This is a genomic window from Yoonia rosea, from assembly GCF_900156505.1.
GTDB lineage: Bacteria > Pseudomonadota > Alphaproteobacteria > Rhodobacterales > Rhodobacteraceae > Yoonia > Yoonia rosea.
Genome location: NZ_FTPR01000002.1, coordinates 525,204 through 542,544, shown reverse-complemented (window position 1 = coordinate 542,544; position 17,341 = coordinate 525,204). Strand labels below are relative to the sequence as shown.

Annotated in this window: 15 protein-coding genes and 1 riboswitch; of the genes, 6 read left to right on the top strand and 9 right to left on the bottom strand. The window is 59.5% G+C overall.

What is annotated here, in order from left to right; genetic code table 11:
• The 8 genes from B0B09_RS13895 to B0B09_RS13860 all read right to left on the bottom strand — a co-directional run bounded on the left by B0B09_RS13895 (position 1) and on the right by B0B09_RS13860 (position 9,693).
• Positions 1-636 carry an ATP-binding cassette domain-containing protein gene (locus B0B09_RS13895; RefSeq protein WP_076660549.1) on the bottom strand — a complete coding sequence of 212 codons (636 nt, stop codon included), beginning with the start codon at positions 634-636 and terminating at the stop codon, positions 1-3.
• Complete coding sequence (locus B0B09_RS13890; protein WP_076660548.1) at positions 629-2,323, bottom strand: ABC transporter permease; 1,695 nt, start codon at positions 2,321-2,323, stop codon at positions 629-631. The genes B0B09_RS13895 and B0B09_RS13890 overlap by 8 nt, the downstream gene beginning before the upstream one ends.
• A gap of 101 nt (positions 2,324-2,424) precedes the next feature.
• A complete protein-coding gene (locus tag B0B09_RS13885) occupies positions 2,425-3,624 on the bottom strand; it encodes an ABC transporter substrate-binding protein (protein WP_076660547.1) in 1,200 nt (399 codons plus the stop codon).
• A 12-nt stretch (positions 3,625-3,636) separates the two neighbouring features.
• On the bottom strand, positions 3,637-4,245 hold the full coding sequence (locus B0B09_RS13880) for a CDP-alcohol phosphatidyltransferase family protein (RefSeq protein ID WP_076660546.1): 609 nt from the start codon (positions 4,243-4,245) through the stop codon (positions 3,637-3,639).
• Between the two features lie 101 nt (positions 4,246-4,346).
• Entirely contained in the window at positions 4,347-6,350 is a 2,004-nt protein-coding gene (locus B0B09_RS13875; protein ID WP_076660545.1) for a hydantoinase/oxoprolinase N-terminal domain-containing protein, read from the bottom strand.
• A 105-nt stretch (positions 6,351-6,455) separates the two neighbouring features.
• Positions 6,456-8,240, bottom strand: a complete 1,785-nt coding sequence (locus B0B09_RS13870; protein ID WP_131825033.1) for a hypothetical protein — start codon at positions 8,238-8,240, stop codon at positions 6,456-6,458.
• Positions 8,241-8,353: 113 nt separating this feature from the next.
• Positions 8,354-8,749, bottom strand: coding sequence for a GtrA family protein (locus B0B09_RS13865; protein WP_055296846.1), 396 nt, complete (start codon positions 8,747-8,749; stop codon positions 8,354-8,356).
• Positions 8,750-8,754: 5 nt separating this feature from the next.
• Positions 8,755-9,693: a glycosyltransferase family 2 protein gene (locus B0B09_RS13860; protein WP_242654446.1), complete on the bottom strand. Its 939-nt coding sequence runs from the start codon at positions 9,691-9,693 to the stop codon at positions 8,755-8,757.
• 145 nt (positions 9,694-9,838) lie between these two features.
• Between B0B09_RS13860 and B0B09_RS13855 the strand changes: the two genes are divergently transcribed.
• The gene (locus B0B09_RS13855; RefSeq protein WP_076660543.1) at positions 9,839-11,119 is read left to right on the top strand and encodes an acetylornithine deacetylase/succinyl-diaminopimelate desuccinylase family protein; all 1,281 of its coding nucleotides are present in this window, start codon (positions 9,839-9,841) and stop codon (positions 11,117-11,119) included.
• 94 nt (positions 11,120-11,213) lie between these two features.
• Positions 11,214-12,689 (top strand): ABC transporter substrate-binding protein, encoded by a 1,476-nt coding sequence (locus B0B09_RS13850; protein WP_076660542.1) that lies wholly within the window; start codon positions 11,214-11,216, stop codon positions 12,687-12,689.
• Between the two features lie 39 nt (positions 12,690-12,728).
• Here the strand turns inward: B0B09_RS13850 and B0B09_RS13845 are convergent, their stop codons facing one another.
• Entirely contained in the window at positions 12,729-13,169 is a 441-nt protein-coding gene (locus B0B09_RS13845; protein WP_076660541.1) for a 6,7-dimethyl-8-ribityllumazine synthase, read from the bottom strand.
• Between the two features lie 79 nt (positions 13,170-13,248).
• A riboswitch (FMN riboswitch) is annotated at positions 13,249-13,392 on the bottom strand.
• A 43-nt stretch (positions 13,393-13,435) separates the two neighbouring features.
• On the opposite strand from B0B09_RS13845, the gene B0B09_RS13840 reads away from it, so the two are divergent.
• From B0B09_RS13840 to B0B09_RS13825, 4 genes are read left to right on the top strand one after another with little or no spacing between them, the layout of a single operon-like run.
• On the top strand, positions 13,436-13,948 hold the full coding sequence (locus tag B0B09_RS13840) for a GNAT family N-acetyltransferase (RefSeq protein ID WP_076660540.1): 513 nt from the start codon (positions 13,436-13,438) through the stop codon (positions 13,946-13,948).
• Positions 13,945-14,889, top strand: a complete 945-nt coding sequence (locus B0B09_RS13835) for an ABC transporter permease (protein ID WP_076660539.1) — start codon at positions 13,945-13,947, stop codon at positions 14,887-14,889. Before B0B09_RS13840 ends, B0B09_RS13835 begins: the two co-directional genes overlap by 4 nt.
• The gene (locus B0B09_RS13830; protein WP_076660538.1) at positions 14,886-15,701 is read left to right on the top strand and encodes an ABC transporter permease; all 816 of its coding nucleotides are present in this window, start codon (positions 14,886-14,888) and stop codon (positions 15,699-15,701) included. Before B0B09_RS13835 ends, B0B09_RS13830 begins: the two co-directional genes overlap by 4 nt.
• Positions 15,698-17,284 (top strand): ABC transporter ATP-binding protein, encoded by a 1,587-nt coding sequence (locus tag B0B09_RS13825; RefSeq protein ID WP_076660537.1) that lies wholly within the window; start codon positions 15,698-15,700, stop codon positions 17,282-17,284. The genes B0B09_RS13830 and B0B09_RS13825 overlap by 4 nt, the downstream gene beginning before the upstream one ends.
• The last annotated feature ends 57 nt before the right edge of the window (positions 17,285-17,341 follow it).

Sequence of the window (17,341 nt, the reverse complement as noted above, 5' to 3'; positions counted from 1 at the left end):
TCATCCCCCCAGCGTCACGATCACGCCGCCTGCCGCCTGTGCATCATCTGCGTCATGGGTAACCATCAGCACAGGCAGCGCGCGGGCGCGGGCGCGGTCAAACACCATCTCGCGCACTTGGGCACGCAGGGCGGCATCCAACCGCGAAAAAGGCTCGTCCAGCAGCAATGCGCAGGGTTCCGACAGCAACATCCGCATGAGTGCGATACGCGCTTTCTGCCCACCTGACAGGGTGGCAGGATCGCGGTCTGCAAACCCACTCAAGCCAACCTCATCCAGCGCCTCTTCGATCTTTGCCTTGCGCGTTGCAGGGCAACCACCGGGTTGCAGGCCAAAGGCCAGATTGGCCCCGACCGATAAATGCGGAAACAGCAGATCATCCTGAAACAGGATCCCGACCCTGCGTTGATGCGGCGCCGCATGGGTGATGTTCTGGCCATCCAGCCAAACCTCGCCTGTCGCGACAAAATCACTGGCCAAGGTACCCGTGATAAAGGCCAGCAGGGTCGATTTGCCGACACCAGAAGGGCCCATAATCGTCAGCACCTCGCCCGGCGCGATCTCTTGCGCGACTGACAATAGCGGCACACCGCCTTTGGTGATCGTCACGTCTTTCAGCACCAAACCCTTATCCATGCCGCAATCCCCTTCTGTTGCGCCAGATCAGCGCCGGCAGCAGCAGCGCAAGCGCAAATGGCACCAGCGCCGCCCCTGTCTGCATCAATCCATAAACCCCGATCGCCCGCCGGTCGCCCCCCGAGGCCAGCGCCACAGCCTCGGTCGTCAATGTCGCAACGCGCCCGCCACCAATCAGAAGCGTTGGCAGATACTGCCCCACCGACACCGCCAGACCCACCGCCAACGCGGTCAGGATCGGACGCAAAAGCATCGGCAGGCGCACGCGCCACAGCACGCCATCGGGACTGGCCCGCAAAGCTGCGGCAATCGTGCCCATCCGCGTATCCCATGCACGAAACGGATCAGCGAGGGACAGGAATACATATGGCAGCACGAACACAAGATGCGCCAGCATCACCGGCAATCGCCCGACATCGGCCCCCATATTCAACATCAACGTCTGCAACCCCGGCAGGAATGCCGTTTGGGGAATAAGCAGCGGCAGGTACAACAACCAGACCGCGCGCTGGCTGAACGACAGACCATAGCGGTACTCGGCCTCAAGACAGCCAATCGTCAGGATCAGCGCGACAAGGGCCACAGTACAGGCGATCAGGGCCGTTTCACCCAGAGCCTCTAACGTGCCGGGACCAAAGCGCATCCAGTTGCGCAGGGTCCAGCCATCAGGAAAGGCATCCGGAAACCCCCAGAACCCCGCAAAAGACCAGATCACCAAGACCACCAGCCCCAACAGGACAGTCACCGCCGAAATCCCGCCCGCCACAAGCGCAGCCTGCGCCACAACCGGATCAAGCCGCCCGCGGCTGCCTTTGGCGATCCAGCGCCGCCCCAGAGAGGCCACGACCACTTCACCAATCCGCCAGAAGAGCAACGCACCGACCACAAGGCCCAGTTGCAACAGCGCACCCGCCGCCGCCTCAAGCCGCATCGCCAGATCAGGATCAGACATCCATTTGACAATCTGAACTGATAAGGACGGCGGCGTATTCGGGCCAAGGATCACGGCGACATCCACCACCGACATCGAATAGGCCAGAACCACGTAAACCGGCGGTCTGATCTGCGCATAGACACGTGGAAACACGGTCTTCAGCCAGCCTGTGACCCGCCCATAGCCCAGCGCCTGCGCGATCGTCGTGCTGCGTTGCGCATCGGCCTGACCAAGGGCTGCCAGCGTAATCAACAGCAAGAACGGCACTTCCTTGATAATCAGGCCCGCCGTCATCGTCAGGCCCCAGCTATCCTGCACGATCAGGATATCCGGCGGACGCTCCCACCCTGTCAGGCCGGGCGATACCAGCCGCGACAACCACCCCGACGGGGCTATCAGAAAAGCCAGTCCAAAGGCTGCTGCCGCATGTGGCACCGACAATAGCGGCGAGAGCAACCGCTCAAGCGCACGAAAGGGCCGCGTACCGGACCAGCCGGCAGTGATCAGCACAACAATTGCCAATGAGATGCCTGTCGCCAGCACCCCCGTCGAGAGCGATAGCATCACCGCCCTTGGCAGGCCCGCCCAGTCAAACAGATCACGAAACGGATCAAGCGACGGTCCCGCCAGTCCCGCTGCGGGCAAATGCCCGAAGGCCGGCAGGACCGTCCCCCACAGACCGGCCGCCACCGGCCCCAGCATAGCAAGCAAGGTCAGGATCGGCAGGACGGGAAGGAAACGACGACGGTTCATATTTGGTGCGACGCAGTCCCGGACATGATCCGGAACCTCCCACTGCAACGGCGAGGCCCCGGATCACGTCCGGGGCTGCGTTCACTTACATCGGACACGGGTTACTGCGAAACACCGTAGCGTGTGACCCAGTCATCCGCGATCCGTGTGGCCCAGCTTGGGTGCGGCTCATCCTGCACTGTGCCCAATTCCGCAGGCGATAGCGTCGCAACACCCAGTTCAAGCGCATCAAACAACGCACGGTCATCATCCGACAAGGCATCCATGTTCAACACGGTCCCATAGCCAAGGATCGCAGGATCCTGCGCGCGCGCCTGTGCCTCTGGCGACATCAGGAAATTGGCGACAACCATCGCACCGGCCTTGGACCCCGAATTGTAAGGCACCGCCACGAACGACGCGTTTCCGATGGTGCCTTTGTCCAACACGAAGGTCCGCACACTTGGCGGCAGTTCGTTGTTCGCAATCGCCGTCGAAGCCGCGCCCGGACTAAAGGAGATCGACAAATCCAGCTCACCGTCCGCAATCAGCGGGAACATGGCGGTGCCGGTCGGCGGATAGGCCTTGCCCTCACGCCACAGGTTCGGCGTCAGTGCGTCCATATAGGCCCAAAGCGGGGCCGTGATATCTGCGTAGTTCTCGTCCGTGGCTGGTGCGGCCAACACAGACGGATCAGGCAGAATATCGACCAAAACCTGTTTCAGAAATGTCGTGCCCAAGAAATCCGGCGGCTGTGGATAGCTGAACCGCCCGGGGTTGGCTTGGGTCCATTCCAGCAGGGCCTGCATGGAGCCCAGACGCTCGGGCATATCCTCGGTATCATGCACAAAGACCACCTGCGCCATGGCCCACGGGCTCTCAAAGCCTTCAGTCGGTACAGTAAAATCGGTTTGCACGGTCTTGCCTTCGACATCGACCAAAGCCCAGTTCGGCAAGGCCTCTGCATAAGGGCCAAACAAGAGATCGGCCTCTTTCATCGCTGCAAAATTCGCACCGTTGATCCAGATCATGTCGATTGCACCGTCATCATCCTCGCCCGCCTGCTTTTCGGACAGCACACGTGTGACCGCATCGGCGGTATCGGTCAGCTTCACATGCTCAAGCGTGACACCATACTCTTCCATCACGCGCTCACCGACCCACGCGATGAAGTCATTGGTTGTCGTGGAGCCGCCCCATGCGTTCCAGAACACCGTCTGGCCTTCGGCCTCGGCGGTGACAGCGTCCCAATTGCTGACGTCGATATCTGCAAGCGCAGGAACCGGGGCGAGCAAAGCTGCCAGAATGGCGAGATGTTTCATAAGTTACGTCCTTCAGTCAGAATAGATACGTTTGGCGGCGAGTATGCGCAGGATCGCCGTAGCGAAGCACAGGCTTCCAAAGAGCCACGCAAGTGGCGCGAAGAAAGTTTCAAAGAGGCAAAGAAGGAGGAAGAAGACAATCGTTTCCGTCCCTTCCAGAAGCCCGTTGGAATAATAGAGCGTCTTCTGCCCCTGCAGATCGGTCTTGTGACCACGCTTTTCGGCAAGGATCGCGTAGCCCAGAAAGCTCGTCCCGTTGAAATAGAAGGAAGCGAGAAGGAACGCCCCGGCCGCCCCGTTTGCAGCAGGATCATAGAAAACGAAGGCCATCGGAATTGCCCCGTAAAACAAGAAATCCGCAGCAATATCCAGATATCCGCCAAAATCCGTTTTCTGCGTTGCCCGCGCCACGGCACCATCAAGGCCATCGGCCAAACGGCTGGCCAAGAGCGGCACCAACGCCCAACCAAACTGGCCCAAAGCGATCAAAAGCGCTGCACACAGCCCGAGCGTAAGCCCGACCAGTGTAACACCGTCCGCACTACACCCGCGCGCCGCCAACCCGCGACCCATCAGGTTCAACGGCGGGTCAATCAACTGACGTGCGTAACGGTCGAGCATCCGGGCTCCTCTCAAGTTGATTTGTTGTGACCGATGCCACCCGTTGGCGCAATCAACCTGACAACAATGTGAAAGATCAAGAGAAGTCTGTCACAAATGATCTACCTGCTGGCGATCCGCGGGCGTCCACTGGCCTCGACCCGTAGGGTGGCCTCGATAAACATGGCCCTGTTTTCAACTGTGATTTCAGAAATATCGCGGGACACGGAAAAGCGGATTTCCTCCACCCCTGACGCACGCACCAATCCTTCGGCTTCCTCCCGCAGGGCCGTTTCAAGAACGCCCAGCGCTTCGTCACGATCCGCAAAGATTTTCGGTCCGTCCGTCAGGTGCACAGCGAAAGACCCTTCGCCCGCACTTGTCACCGTCCCTGTGGCCTGCATCCGCACCTGCCCCACAACCGCGCCAATCGCATTGGCCACACCGCCATGTTCGGGCAGCACCATCCGCGTGCCAAGCCGGTCACCCACAGCGCCATAGTAGGCCGCAGCAGAGGCGCCGAGACCAATCACCGGCACACCCAAAGACAACTGCATCCGCACCACGCCACTGTGCCGGTCCAGCCCCGCCATGCTCAGCGGATGCTTGGCGAGTGCTGCCGGATCGGGCCAGTCCAGATCATCCTCGGCAAAGGCCGCCTGCAACAGACAATCGACCGTCTGCGCTGTCAGTTGATCAATGATTTGCTGTGCCAGCACCTGTCCGTTTTCGGCCACCCGTGTTCCCGCACCGGTGCGCCTGCGGGCAAAAAGCGTCAACGCCTTTTCGGCCGCCTGCGCGTCCCATGCATCCACCATCCCCAGAACATGCGACGCATCAGAGGGCGTGACCCCCGCAAGAATGGCCAGACCACGCTCCACCAGCCGCCCCAAAGCGGGGCTTTCCATCCGTGACTGCACCGCATGGCCAAGGCGCAGTGGCCCCTCTGCCAGACGTGCCGCCACAATCTGTTCGCGCTTGTCCAAACCCGCTGGCATCTCTTGCCAGAGTGGGATCACAAACTGCCCACCATCCGTCGCCGGAATATCCTGCGCCAGAGCGCGGTCCAGAACCGCATGGACCAAATCAGGATACTGCTGCGCGGCCAAAGAGACCGGCATCAACCGGCGCGGCCCCAACCGCAAGCCACCATGCAGCCCCTCGACCACATGCACCTCGCTGTCACCACCAAGGCCGGTCGTGCGCATCGCCACCGCCTCGACCATCGTGCGGAAGGGGCCAACACGTGCGCCCTGCGGGTCGATCTTGGGGCGGCCATCGCGCAGCAGACAAACATCCGTTGTCGTACCGCCGATATCACTGACCAACGCATCGGTTTCGCCTGTCAGCCAACTGGCACCGGCAATCGAAGCGGCAGGCCCGCTCAGGATTGTCTCGATCGGCTTTTCGCGCGCCAGATCGGCAGAGACCAACGCGCCATCCCCGCGCACAACCATCAAGCGCGCCATGATGCCCACTGCGGTCAAATGCGCCTCGCAGGCTGTGATCAGACGGTCCAGCATCCCGATCAGGCGCGCATTCAGAACAGCGGTCAAGGCGCGCTTTGGCCCGCCCAGTGCCTGGCTCAACTCATGCGAACAACTGACAGGCTGGCCTGTGGTATTCCGCAACACATCGCGCACGGCGATTTCGTGGGCAGGGTTGCGCGTCGCGAAACTCGCGGCAACGGCAAACCCTGTTATGCCGTCCTCAAGATCGGCGAGGGCCGCGTGCAATGTGGCAAGATCAAGCGCCGCCGCCTCACCGCCGGCATGGTTATGACCGCCCGCAAGGCGGATCACAGGATCGCCGCGCAAGGCCTCGGTCAAACCCGCACGCGCAAGGTCGGCATCATCAAAACCGATGGCAACCAGCGCAATCCGGCCACCCTGTCCCTCGACAAGCGCATTCGTGGCAAGGGTTGTCGAAAGCGATACCATCGCAATATCGGCGGGTTTGACCGCAGCCTGTGCAATTGCTGCATCAATGGCCCCCCCGACACCAGCAGCCAGATCAGGCCGCGAGGTCAGCGCCTTGGCGGACCCCAGAACCTTGTCCCGTGCCTCATCAATAATCACCGCATCGGTATATGTGCCGCCAGTGTCGACACCCAACAAATATGTCATGCAATCCCGCCTTACGTCTGGCGCACATCTAAACGACCGACACACGCCAAGTGCAATGACATTTCGCCCCGTCCTTCGCGAAAAGCGACAGCGTGAAAACGTCGTCTAGTCCTGCATGGCGAAAAGCAGCTGGTCATCATTGCTCAGGGGGACAGGACGCAACCAGGCGACGGAAAGCTCACCGGCCGCCAGTCCAGTCAGAAAATCGCTCACATAGGTCTGACCCGCACAAAGCAAAACATGTGTCGCCCCCTGATTTCGGGCAAGGTCTTCAAAGGCCGTCTCTTCCAGATCAAAACCCAAAACACCGTTCATGAAAGCATCAGGACTGCGATGATAGGGCGCGGACAGCGTGCTGTGATGGGTTACCCAAAGCAAAGGCGCACCCATATTCGTGCTGTTCATGATCACTGCAGGCGGGACATCATTCAATGCCAGAAGTGTTTCATGATTGCGGCAGTTGGCCCCTTCTCTTTGGGTCACTGGACCTTGGATGAAAGGCTTGAGAGGGTTCAATAAAATCTGCGGCGCACTGATCCCGATCGCCACGATGAATATCAATGCGGCGGTGGCAAGGCTGCGGGTTTGTAGATAGGCCTTTAGCAAGGCGGCAAGACAGATGCCCCCAATCGCCGGCACAACTGACGCCACCAAAATGACTGTCCGCATCTGTAGAAAGATCACACCAATCCCAAAAAACCCAAGCAGCAATAACTGCCCAAGTATGGCATTTTGCGTTTGCCCTGTGCCCTGTTTGCCGCGCTGCGACCACCAAAGAACCGTCCCTGAAACCAGCGCGACAACAACGGGAAACATGAATCCCAAAGCCGCGAATAGTTGCGTTTGCACATAGATCAGGAACGGTTTTGCCTCTGTAATGCGCGTTGCGATCATTTCTTGCAGTTCCGGCGGCAAATCGCCGTAAGGTCCGCGGACGCAAGGCCCCAGAAGTGGCCAAGCAATTGCAAGGCCGATTCCCGTCAGAGCGAGCGTCGCGCTGATCTGAAACACCGCGCCCGGAATGCGGCCGCGCAAAACCAGAGGCGCAAGGGCCGCAACAACGGCGATGGCAATCACACTCAGCATCGGGGTGCCCAACTGATCGCAGACTGGCAGAGCGCGCAGAGCCGGTGCAGTGATACCAAGCCAGAAAACAAGGCTCCCTGCCGCCAAAGCAAGGCTGAAAGCAATCAAAAGGCGCTGTGTCTGAGCCCTAGGGTCAAACACGCAACGCCCATACAGAACGATGCCTCCCGCAACAATGAAAAGCAGACTTTCCAGACCCGTGGAAAGCGCGAAAGCCGCAGCAAGCCCGCCGGAAATCCCCGCAGAAACCGGCCGGTCCGGCCAGACGACTGCGTAGACAAAGATCACCATCATCAGGATTTGAATGTTGTGGTGGTCCAGATTTCCGGCTTGTGCGTGCAGGTCGCTCAGCAACGGCCACAAGATCGTGCACAGGACCGCGAAAGATGCAGCAATCGGGCCAAAAAGCCGTTTGGTTCCAAACCCTATGACAAGAAGTGTCAGGATCAGAATGACCGTTGGCCAGATCGCAGCGCCGATCAATTCAGCCTTCTCCATTGGCATGAAATACGAAAACGGCACGATGAACGCGGCAATCCCCGCATCAATATAGCGGGACCAATGGATCAACACCCCCTCGGGCGGCATCAGGCGGTATTGTGTCGTATCAAACCAGCTTTGCCCGGCCAGCCAGTCGCGCACCATGACCAAACGCATGATGTCGTCATTGCCCATCGAAATGAAATTGTCCTCCATCTGAAGGCCAGTGGCGACAGCTTTTCCAATCGCGATCGTGATCGCGCCAATCAGCACAATCAACAGCGGCCTTTCCTGGCAGAATTTCATCAAGGGGACGGCTTTCATTCTATCAATCACTCAACATGCCGCGTCGGCAAAGAGTCTTTCACATTCTGACGGCAAAACAATGGCAATCTTCTCCGCACCTTAGGCCAGTCTTTCGTGCACAGGCGACACGCTCAGGCCCGAAACGCCACGTAGCGCGCCCCAAAGAAGTTGAGAAGCGATCCGACAAAAGAGCCCAGCGCAAATCCCGCGAAGATGGTCAACGATGCCGTCCCAAACAGACCGATAACAGCGGAATAAACCAGATAGTTGGTCAGGCTCCCGACGGCCTGAACCCCGAAGTACCGTCGCAACTGGCCTTGCCTGCTTGCATCACGCGTCGCGCGAAACGTCCAATTGCGGTTCAACGCCCATGTCACCACGACGGCGATGGGGAAGGAAAATGCGCGTGCCAGATACGGATTGAAACCAAGCCCAATCATCACCCACAACAACCCGCCATCAACGACGAAACCCACGCCACCAACTGCACCAAAGCGCAGCATCTGCGCAATGAGTTCGGAACGCATCGGTCCTAGCGCCGTGATGGTGCGGGCAGAGCCAGATAGGCCATCCGCTTCATTTCGCGGCGCCCCAGCGTCACGGTATCAAGGATCAGACCGGTAATCACGGACAGAACGGCGATCACCATGATCGCAGAGGCCAAGATCGCCGTAGGAAACCGCGGCACAAGGCCTGTTTCCAGAAACTCGACAACAACAGGCCCGCCCAATAGCAACGAGATCAGCCCCAAAAACACGCCAACGCCGCCAAAAAAGGCAAAAGGGCGCTCCTCCTTCACCAGCAAGACAATCATTTTCAAAATGCGCAACCCGTCGCGGATCGTATTCAGTTTGCTGTCAGAGCCCGGCAGCCGGTCTATGTACACCGTATCGACATCAGCGATCGGCATACGCAGTTCCAGCGCGTGAACGGTCAACTCGGTTTCAATCTCGAACCCGCGTGACAGCGCCGGAAAGGATTTGACAAAGCGGCGCGAAAAGACGCGATAACCGGTCAACATATCCTTGGTGCGCTTTCCAAAAATACTGGCAACAAGGCCGGTCAGCATCCAGTTCCCGAAACGGTGGCCCGGCCGATACGCTTCCTCGATCTCTGTCACGCGGCACCCGCTGACCATATCAAGCGTTTCATCAATCAGCTTGTCGACAAGCGCAGGGGCCGCCTTGGCCTCATAGGTGTTGTCGCCATCCACCATGACGTAAACATCTGCATCAATATCGGCAAACATCCGGCGGACGACGTTGCCCTTACCCTGCTGGGTTTCGACCCGCACAATAGCCCCCGCAGCACGGGCGACCTCGGCGGTATCGTCGGTAGAATTGTTGTCGTAAACATAGATGTCGGCTGCAGGCAGCGCCGCGCGAAAGTCAGCCACGACAGTGCCAATCGGCTTGGCCTCGTTATAGCACGGGATCAGAACCGCGACCTTCATATCTGACGTCAATTCCACGCGTCTGCGCTCCATCGTAATGTGGCCCCTTGGCATAGCAGGCGGGATACAACATGGCGATACACTGCGGTTCTTTTGTGGCCGCACTGTGTAATTTCAAAATCACACCATTGTCTGTTCCACCGGAAAGACGAATACTCAAACCATGACAAAGAACACGAACCTCGCACGCGCCATCACCGACCGCCGCGATGATCTGATCGCGCTGACCCAGGACCTGATCCGTATTCCCACGCTCAACCCCCCGGGACGCGACTATCGCGCGATTTGCGAATATCTGGACCGGCGCTTGCGGGGATCGGGGTTTGAAACGGAACTGATCCGCGCCCGCGGCACCCCCGGCGACAGCGACAAATACCCCCGCTGGAACATCGTCGCACGGCGCGAGGGCGGTCAGCCCGGCGATTGCGTCCACTTCAACAGCCACACGGATGTGGTTGAGGTGGGCCACGGCTGGACCAAAGACCCTTTTGGCGGCGAACTGATCGACGGCAAAATCTACGGGCGCGGGGCTTGCGATATGAAAGGCGGGCTTGCGGCCTCTATCATCGCCGCCGAGGCGTTCCTTGCGACCCATCCCACCTTCTCCGGCGCGATCGAGATTTCCGGCACAGCGGATGAAGAATCCGGCGGTTATGGCGGCGTCGCCTATCTGGCCGAAAAGGGCTATTTCGACCCCGCCCGCGTGCAGCACGTAATCATTCCCGAACCTTTGAACAAAGACCGCGTCTGCCTTGGCCATCGCGGCGGCTGGTGGGCGGAAATCGAAACATTCGGCGAAATCGCGCACGGGTCCATGCCCTTTCTGGGCGACTGCGCGGTGCGGCACATGGGTGCGGTGCTGACTGAGTTCGAAGACAAACTCTATCCCGCCATGGCCGCGCGGCACACCGACATGCCTGTCGTGCCTGAAGGCGCGCGGTCTTCGACCATGAACATCAATTCGATCCACGGCGGGCAACCCGAACAGGATGACGACTATACCGGCCTGCCAGCCCATTGCGTGCCCGACAGTTGCCGCATCGTGATCGACCGCCGCTTTCTGGCCGAAGAAAACATCGACGACGTGCGCGGCGAGGTGAAGGCGCTACTTGAAGGACTGAAAGCCAGCCGTGACCGCTTTGACTATGATCTGCGCGAAATGAATGTGGTCCTGCCCAGCATGACCGATCGCGATGCCCCTGTCGTGCAAGTCATCGCCGCCGAGATCGAAAAAACCTTGGGCAAACCCGCCGAATTCGTAGCCTCACCCGGGACCTACGACCAAAAACACATCGACCGGATCGGCAAGCTGAAAAACTGCATCGCCTACGGACCGGGGATATTGGAACTGGCGCATAAGCCCGATGAATACATCGGTGTAGATGATATGATCGACAGCGCAAAGGTCATGGCGGGGGCGTTGTCCACAATACTGATGTCATAGGTCGCCTTCTTCCCGACATCACGTCATCCGCAAGCAGTACTTGAATTGCACCCCCGTTTTGTAAACACTCACCTTCGACAACAGGGGGAGCATCATGCACCATTTCAAAACACTCGCGGCATCCACCGCCATCTTTCTTTGCGCCTCGGGCGCGCTTGCCCAAGACAGCATTACCGTTGCCATCCAGCTGGAACCGCCGAACCTTGACCCCACAGGCGGGGCCGCGCAGGCGATTGATAGCGTGCTCTACGCCAATGTTTTCGAGGGCCTCACACGGTTTGACGCGGATGGCGCGATCATCCGTGGCCTTGCCCAAAGCTGGGATATCTCCGATGACGGTCTGGTCTATACCTTCAACCTTGCCGCCGGTGTCACCTTCCATGACGGCACCACAATGGACGCCGAGGATGTGAAATTCAGCCTTGATCGCGCCCGCTCCGAGGACAGCACCAACGCGCAAAAGGCCCTCTTCGCAGGCATCACCGATGTCACCGTGATTGATCCGCTGACCGTGCAGGTCACACTGGACCAACCTAACGGCAACTTCCTGTTCAACATGGCGTGGGGGGATGCGGTGATCGTAGCCCCTGAAAGCATTGAAAACATCGCGTCAAACCCGATTGGCACCGGCCCTTTCACCTTCACTGATTGGGTTCAGGGTGATCGCCTGGAACTGACACGGAACGACGCCTACTGGGGGCCTGCGCCCGCGCTGGAAACTGCAACCTTCCGCTTCATCTCTGATCCCACCGCCGCCTTCGCCGCTGTGATGGCCGAGGACGTGGACGCATTTGTCGGCTTCCCCGCCCCCGAAAACCTGCCACAGTTCGAGGCCGATCCGCGTTTTCAGGTCCTTGTCGGCAATACCGAAGGCGAAACGATCCTGTCGACCAACAACAAGATGCCACCCTTCGACGATGTCCGCGTCCGCAAAGCGTTGGCCCACGCCATCGACCGCCAGGCGATCATCGACGGGGCGATGTTCGGCTACGGCACACCCATCGGCACGCATTTTGCCCCGCACAATCCCGACTACGTCGATCTGCTGGCCAATTCGCAATACGATCCGGACCTGTCCCGCAGCCTCTTGGCCGAGGCAGGCTTTGCGGACGGTTTCACCACCACACTGAAACTACCGCCCCCATCCTACGCCCGCCGCGGTGGCGAGATTATCGCCAGCCAGTTGCGTGCGGTCGGGATCGAAACGGAAATCACCAACCTTGAATGGGCGCAGTGGATTGAAGAGGTCTTCACCAACAAGGACTTTGGCCTGTCCATCGTCAGCCACACCGAGCCCATGGATATCGGCATCTACGCTAATCCCGATTACTATTTCCAATACGACAATCCGGAATTCCAGGCGCTGATGGAAACGCTGAACGCCACCACAGACCCGGCGATGCGGAGCGACCTGCTGGCGCAGGCGCAAACCATCATTTCCGAGGATTACGTGAACGGGTACCTTTTTGAACTGGCGGTGGCGACCGTCGCCAAGGCAGGGCTGCAAGGCCTGTGGGTCAACCAGCCCACAGCGGCCGTTGACCTGACCGGCGTCAGCTGGAGCAACTAAGACAATGCCCCCCGTCAGTCTCTTGCGGGGGGCGTCCATTCATGCAGCGCGCGTTTCGGCGCGATCAAGATCAACCAAGGCCTTGGCCGCCCGCGCCGCTTCCTTGCCCTTCTCGACGAAATGCGCGCGAAAGATCGCCTTATGATGATCGGTTTCCTGAAACTGATGCGGCGTCAAACTAACGGACAGAACGGGCACCTGCGTGTCCAGCCCCACACGCATCAGCCCGTCAACCACGGCACCGGCCACAAAATCATGCCGGTAGATCCCGCCATCCACGACCAAAGCCGCACAGGCTATCGCATCGAAACGGCCCGTCAGCGCCAGCTTTTGCGCCATCATCGGCAATTCGAATGCGCCGGGCACGTTATAGACCGTCACCTGCGCTGCCGGAATTTCACTCAAAAATCCATCAAGCGCACGATCGACGATATCGGCATGCCAATTGGCCTTGATGAATGCAAACTGGGGAAGTGTCATAATGTGATCTCCTTTTGGTTCCGACACGTCACCCAAGGCATCACACGCAACACCATGCGCTTGACCGGCGCACAACGTTCCGCATTCTCTTTCATCCGGACTATGACCGTCGGCTCAGGCGTCGCACCTGATCTGCTGACCCTTCCAAGTGGAAGGCGCTCGCGGGCTCATGGCATAACCACATACCGCCGGTGGGGAATTCCACCCCGCCCTGAGAATGCGCATCTTTTGGCACGGGGCATGCGCCACGGCAAGAGTATGACGGCATGACAGACAACGTCACGATCAGGGAAGAACTGCCGGAGGATCACGACGCGATCTATGCGCTGACGCGGGACGCCTTTGCGCCAATGTCCTTCAGCGACAGCAGCGAACCCGACATGATTGACCAGATGCGTGAAGCCGGTGATCTGACACTGTCTTTGGTGGCGGAAGACGACGGGATCGTCGGCCATGTCGCCTTCTCTCTCGCCAGGATCAGCGAAACCCAGGGCATCTGGTATGGGCTTGGCCCGATCTCGGTTCGGGCTGACAGGCAAAGGCAAGGAATTGGCACAAAACTTGCGCAGACGGGGCTGGAGATGCTGCGCAAGATGGGTGCCACAGGATGTGTCCTGACCGGAAATCCTGACGTCTATCGCCCGATGGGGTTCTCGACCGAGCACGCGCTGACTTACAGTGGCCTGAACCCCAAATTCATCTCGTACTACGCATTCGATGCCACCCAACCAGTGGGCGAAATCAACTTCGTCGAAGCGCTGGAAGAGGAGCACCCATGATCCGCTATGCGCTTGGGCGCCTCACCTCGCTGACTATCAGCCTGATTGTGGCATCCATCGTCATCTTTGCGGTGATCGAGGTGATCCCGGGTGATCCCGCAGCCTTTATGCTGGGCATCAACGCTCGCCCCGATACGATTGCGGCCTTGCGCACGGAGATGGGCCTCGATCAATCCTTAGTGGCGCGATATTTCGATTGGGTCACGGGGTTGCTGCGCGGTGATTTCGGGCAGTCCTGGACCTATAAAACCCCTGTCGCAGAGCTGATCGCGGACCGGATCTGGGTTTCGCTTCCGCTGGCCATGTATGCACTCGCGCTCTCGACCCTCATTGCCTTTCCCGCAGGAATTTATGCCGCAAGCCGTCGCGGCAGCGCAGGCGATGTGACCATCATGGGCGCCACGCAACTGGGTGTGGCAATCCCGAATTTCTGGTTCGCGATGATCCTTGTGCTGATCTTTGCAATCAACCTGCGCTGGTTCAGCGCAGGCGGGTTTCCCGGTTGGGACAACCCGTTGCAGGCCATCAAATCCCTGACCCTGCCTGCCATTGCGCTCGCCCTGCCGCAAGCGGCAATCCTCGCGCGGGTCATGCGCTCATCGCTCCTGGATATGCTGGGCGAGGATTTCATCCGCACCGCCCGCGCGAAGGGCCTTTCGGCCCGCCAAGCGCTCTGGAAACACGCCGTGCGCAACGCGCTTATCCCGGTGCTCACCATCATCGGCCTGCAATTTTCCTTTCTGCTCGCAGGAGGGATCATTATTGAACAGGTCTTCTTCCTGCCCGGTCTGGGCCGTCTGATTTTCCAGTCGATCAGCGCGCGCGACCTGATCGTGGTTGAAAGCGTGGTGATGCTTCTGGTCTTCACAGTGATCATGGTGAACTTCCTTGTTGATCTGGCCTATGCCGCCGTCGACCCGCGCCTGAGGACCAAATCATGAGCCGCAATCTGATCATCGGCACGGCGCTGACGGTCCTGTTCATCGCACTGGCAGCGGTGTCCTTTGTCTGGACCCCCGCCGATATCGAAACACTGGACATCCCTAACAGATTGCAAACGCCAAGCGCCGCAAACTGGCTCGGCACCGATCACTTCGGCCGCGATATCCTGTCGATGATCATGATGGGTGCACGCACCTCGATTGCCGTTGCCCTGCTCGCGGTGGGCATCGGCATGGCGCTCGGCATCCCGTTGGGATTGCTCGCGGCGGCACGGCACGGATCATTCCTTGACGAACTCATCATGCGCGGCAACGACCTTGTCTTTGCCTTCCCGTCGCTGGTCATCGCCATTCTGATTACCGCTGTTTTCGGCGCCTCAGCCGTCAACGCCATCATCGCCATTGGTATCTTTAACATCCCCGTCTTTGCCCGGCTGACCCGTGGCGCGGCCCTGCCGCTGTGGGAGCGTGATTTCATCCTCGCAGCCCGCGTCTGCGGAAAATCCACCACGCACATCTCGATTGAACATATCCTGCCAAACATCACCAATCTGATGATCGTCCAGGGCACGATCCAGTTCAGCCTTGGCATCTTGGCCGAGGCCGCCCTGTCCTACATCGGCCTTGGCGCACAACCTCCGACCGCCAGCTGGGGACGCATGCTGGCCGATGCGCAAACGCTGGTCAGCATTGCACCGCATGTCGCGCTGGTCCCGGGCTTTGCGATCCTGCTCATGGTGCTGGGCCTCAACCTGATGGGTGACGGGCTGCGCGACTGGCTTGATCCCCGCATCAGGGTGGCCCGCACATGAGCCTGCTTGCCATCAAAGACTTGTCGCTTTCCATCGGTGATACCGAAATCCTCCACGATATCGACCTGACCATCGCGGCCGGCGAAATCGTGGCGATCACCGGAGAAAGTGGTTCTGGCAAATCCATGACAGCCCTCGCCGTCATGGGCTTGTTGCCACGCGGATCGGTGGCCGAAGGCGCGATTAACCTCGACGGCACCGACATTTTGCAAACCTCTGAACCCGACCTGTGCAAGATGCGCGGCAACACCATGGGCATGGTGTTTCAGGAACCGATGACCGCGCTTAATCCGGTTCAAACGATTGGCGCGCAGGTTGCCGAAACAATCCTGATCCACGAAAAAACGACCAAAGCCGCTGCCCACAAACGCGCCGCCGCGATGCTGGAACGGGTGGGGTTGAAAGTGCCCCCCTCGCGCTATCCCCATGAACTTTCCGGCGGCCAACGCCAGCGTGTCGTCATCGCCATGGCCATCGCCCTGCGTCCCAAGCTGCTGATCGCGGATGAACCGACAACAGCGCTTGATGTCACGACCCAGGCCCGCATCCTTGATCTGCTGCGCGATCTCGTCCGCGAATTCGACATGGGGCTTTTGCTGATCACCCATGATCTGGCAGTCGTGGCGGACATCGCCGACAAGATCGCCGTCATGCAGAACGGGCGCATCGTGGAGTCCGGCGCAACCAGACATCTCTTTGCCCACATGCAGCACCCCTACACCAAGGCGCTCTTCGCAGCCTCGGCCCATACCGTCTCACTTCCCGAAACGCCCCCTTCACCCCCGATCCTGCAAGTCAGGAACGTCGCACGCGATTACCCCATGTCGCGCACGGCCTTTCTGGGCCCGCGCCCCATGTTCCGCGCCTTGCACGACATCAGCTTTCAGATCAACGCAGGCGAACGCGTCGGCCTTGTCGGCGAAAGCGGATGTGGGAAATCGACACTCACACGGGCGATTTTGGGTCTGGAAGATGTGCAAGAGGGCCAGATCACGCTTGACGGTGACCCTGTTTTCAGCGGCAAACACCCAAACCTTGCGGTCCGGCGCAAGATGCAGGTCGTCTTTCAGGACCCCTACAGCAGCTTCAATCCCCGCCACCGCGTTGACCGTTTGATCACCGAACCCTTCCACCTTTTGCCACATCCGCCCACCGGACAGGCGCGTGCCGATGCCATTGCCAAAGCGCTCACCGACGTGGGCCTGTCACCCGCTGACGCCAGCAAATACATCCACGAATTCTCGGGCGGGCAGCGCCAGCGCATCGCCATCGCCCGCGCCCTGATCATTGAACCCGAACTGATCATCTTCGACGAAGCAGTGTCTGCCCTTGATGTTTCCGTCCGCGCCCAAGTGCTTGACCTGATCGCGGACCTCTGCCGCAAACGCCCCTTGGCTTATCTGTTCATCAGCCATGATTTGTCCGTCGTGCGCACAGTCACCGACCGTGTCATGGTCATGCAGGCGGGAAAAATCGTCGAACAGGGCGAAACAGAGACTGTTTTTGCACATCCACAACATCCCTACACCCGCACTTTGATCGCAGCGGCGCCCAAGCTGCCGGATATTGGGCAGACGGGATAAGAAAGAGATTGCAGCGCGGCTTGCGTCCATTACGCTGCCGGAAAATGAGGGGGATAT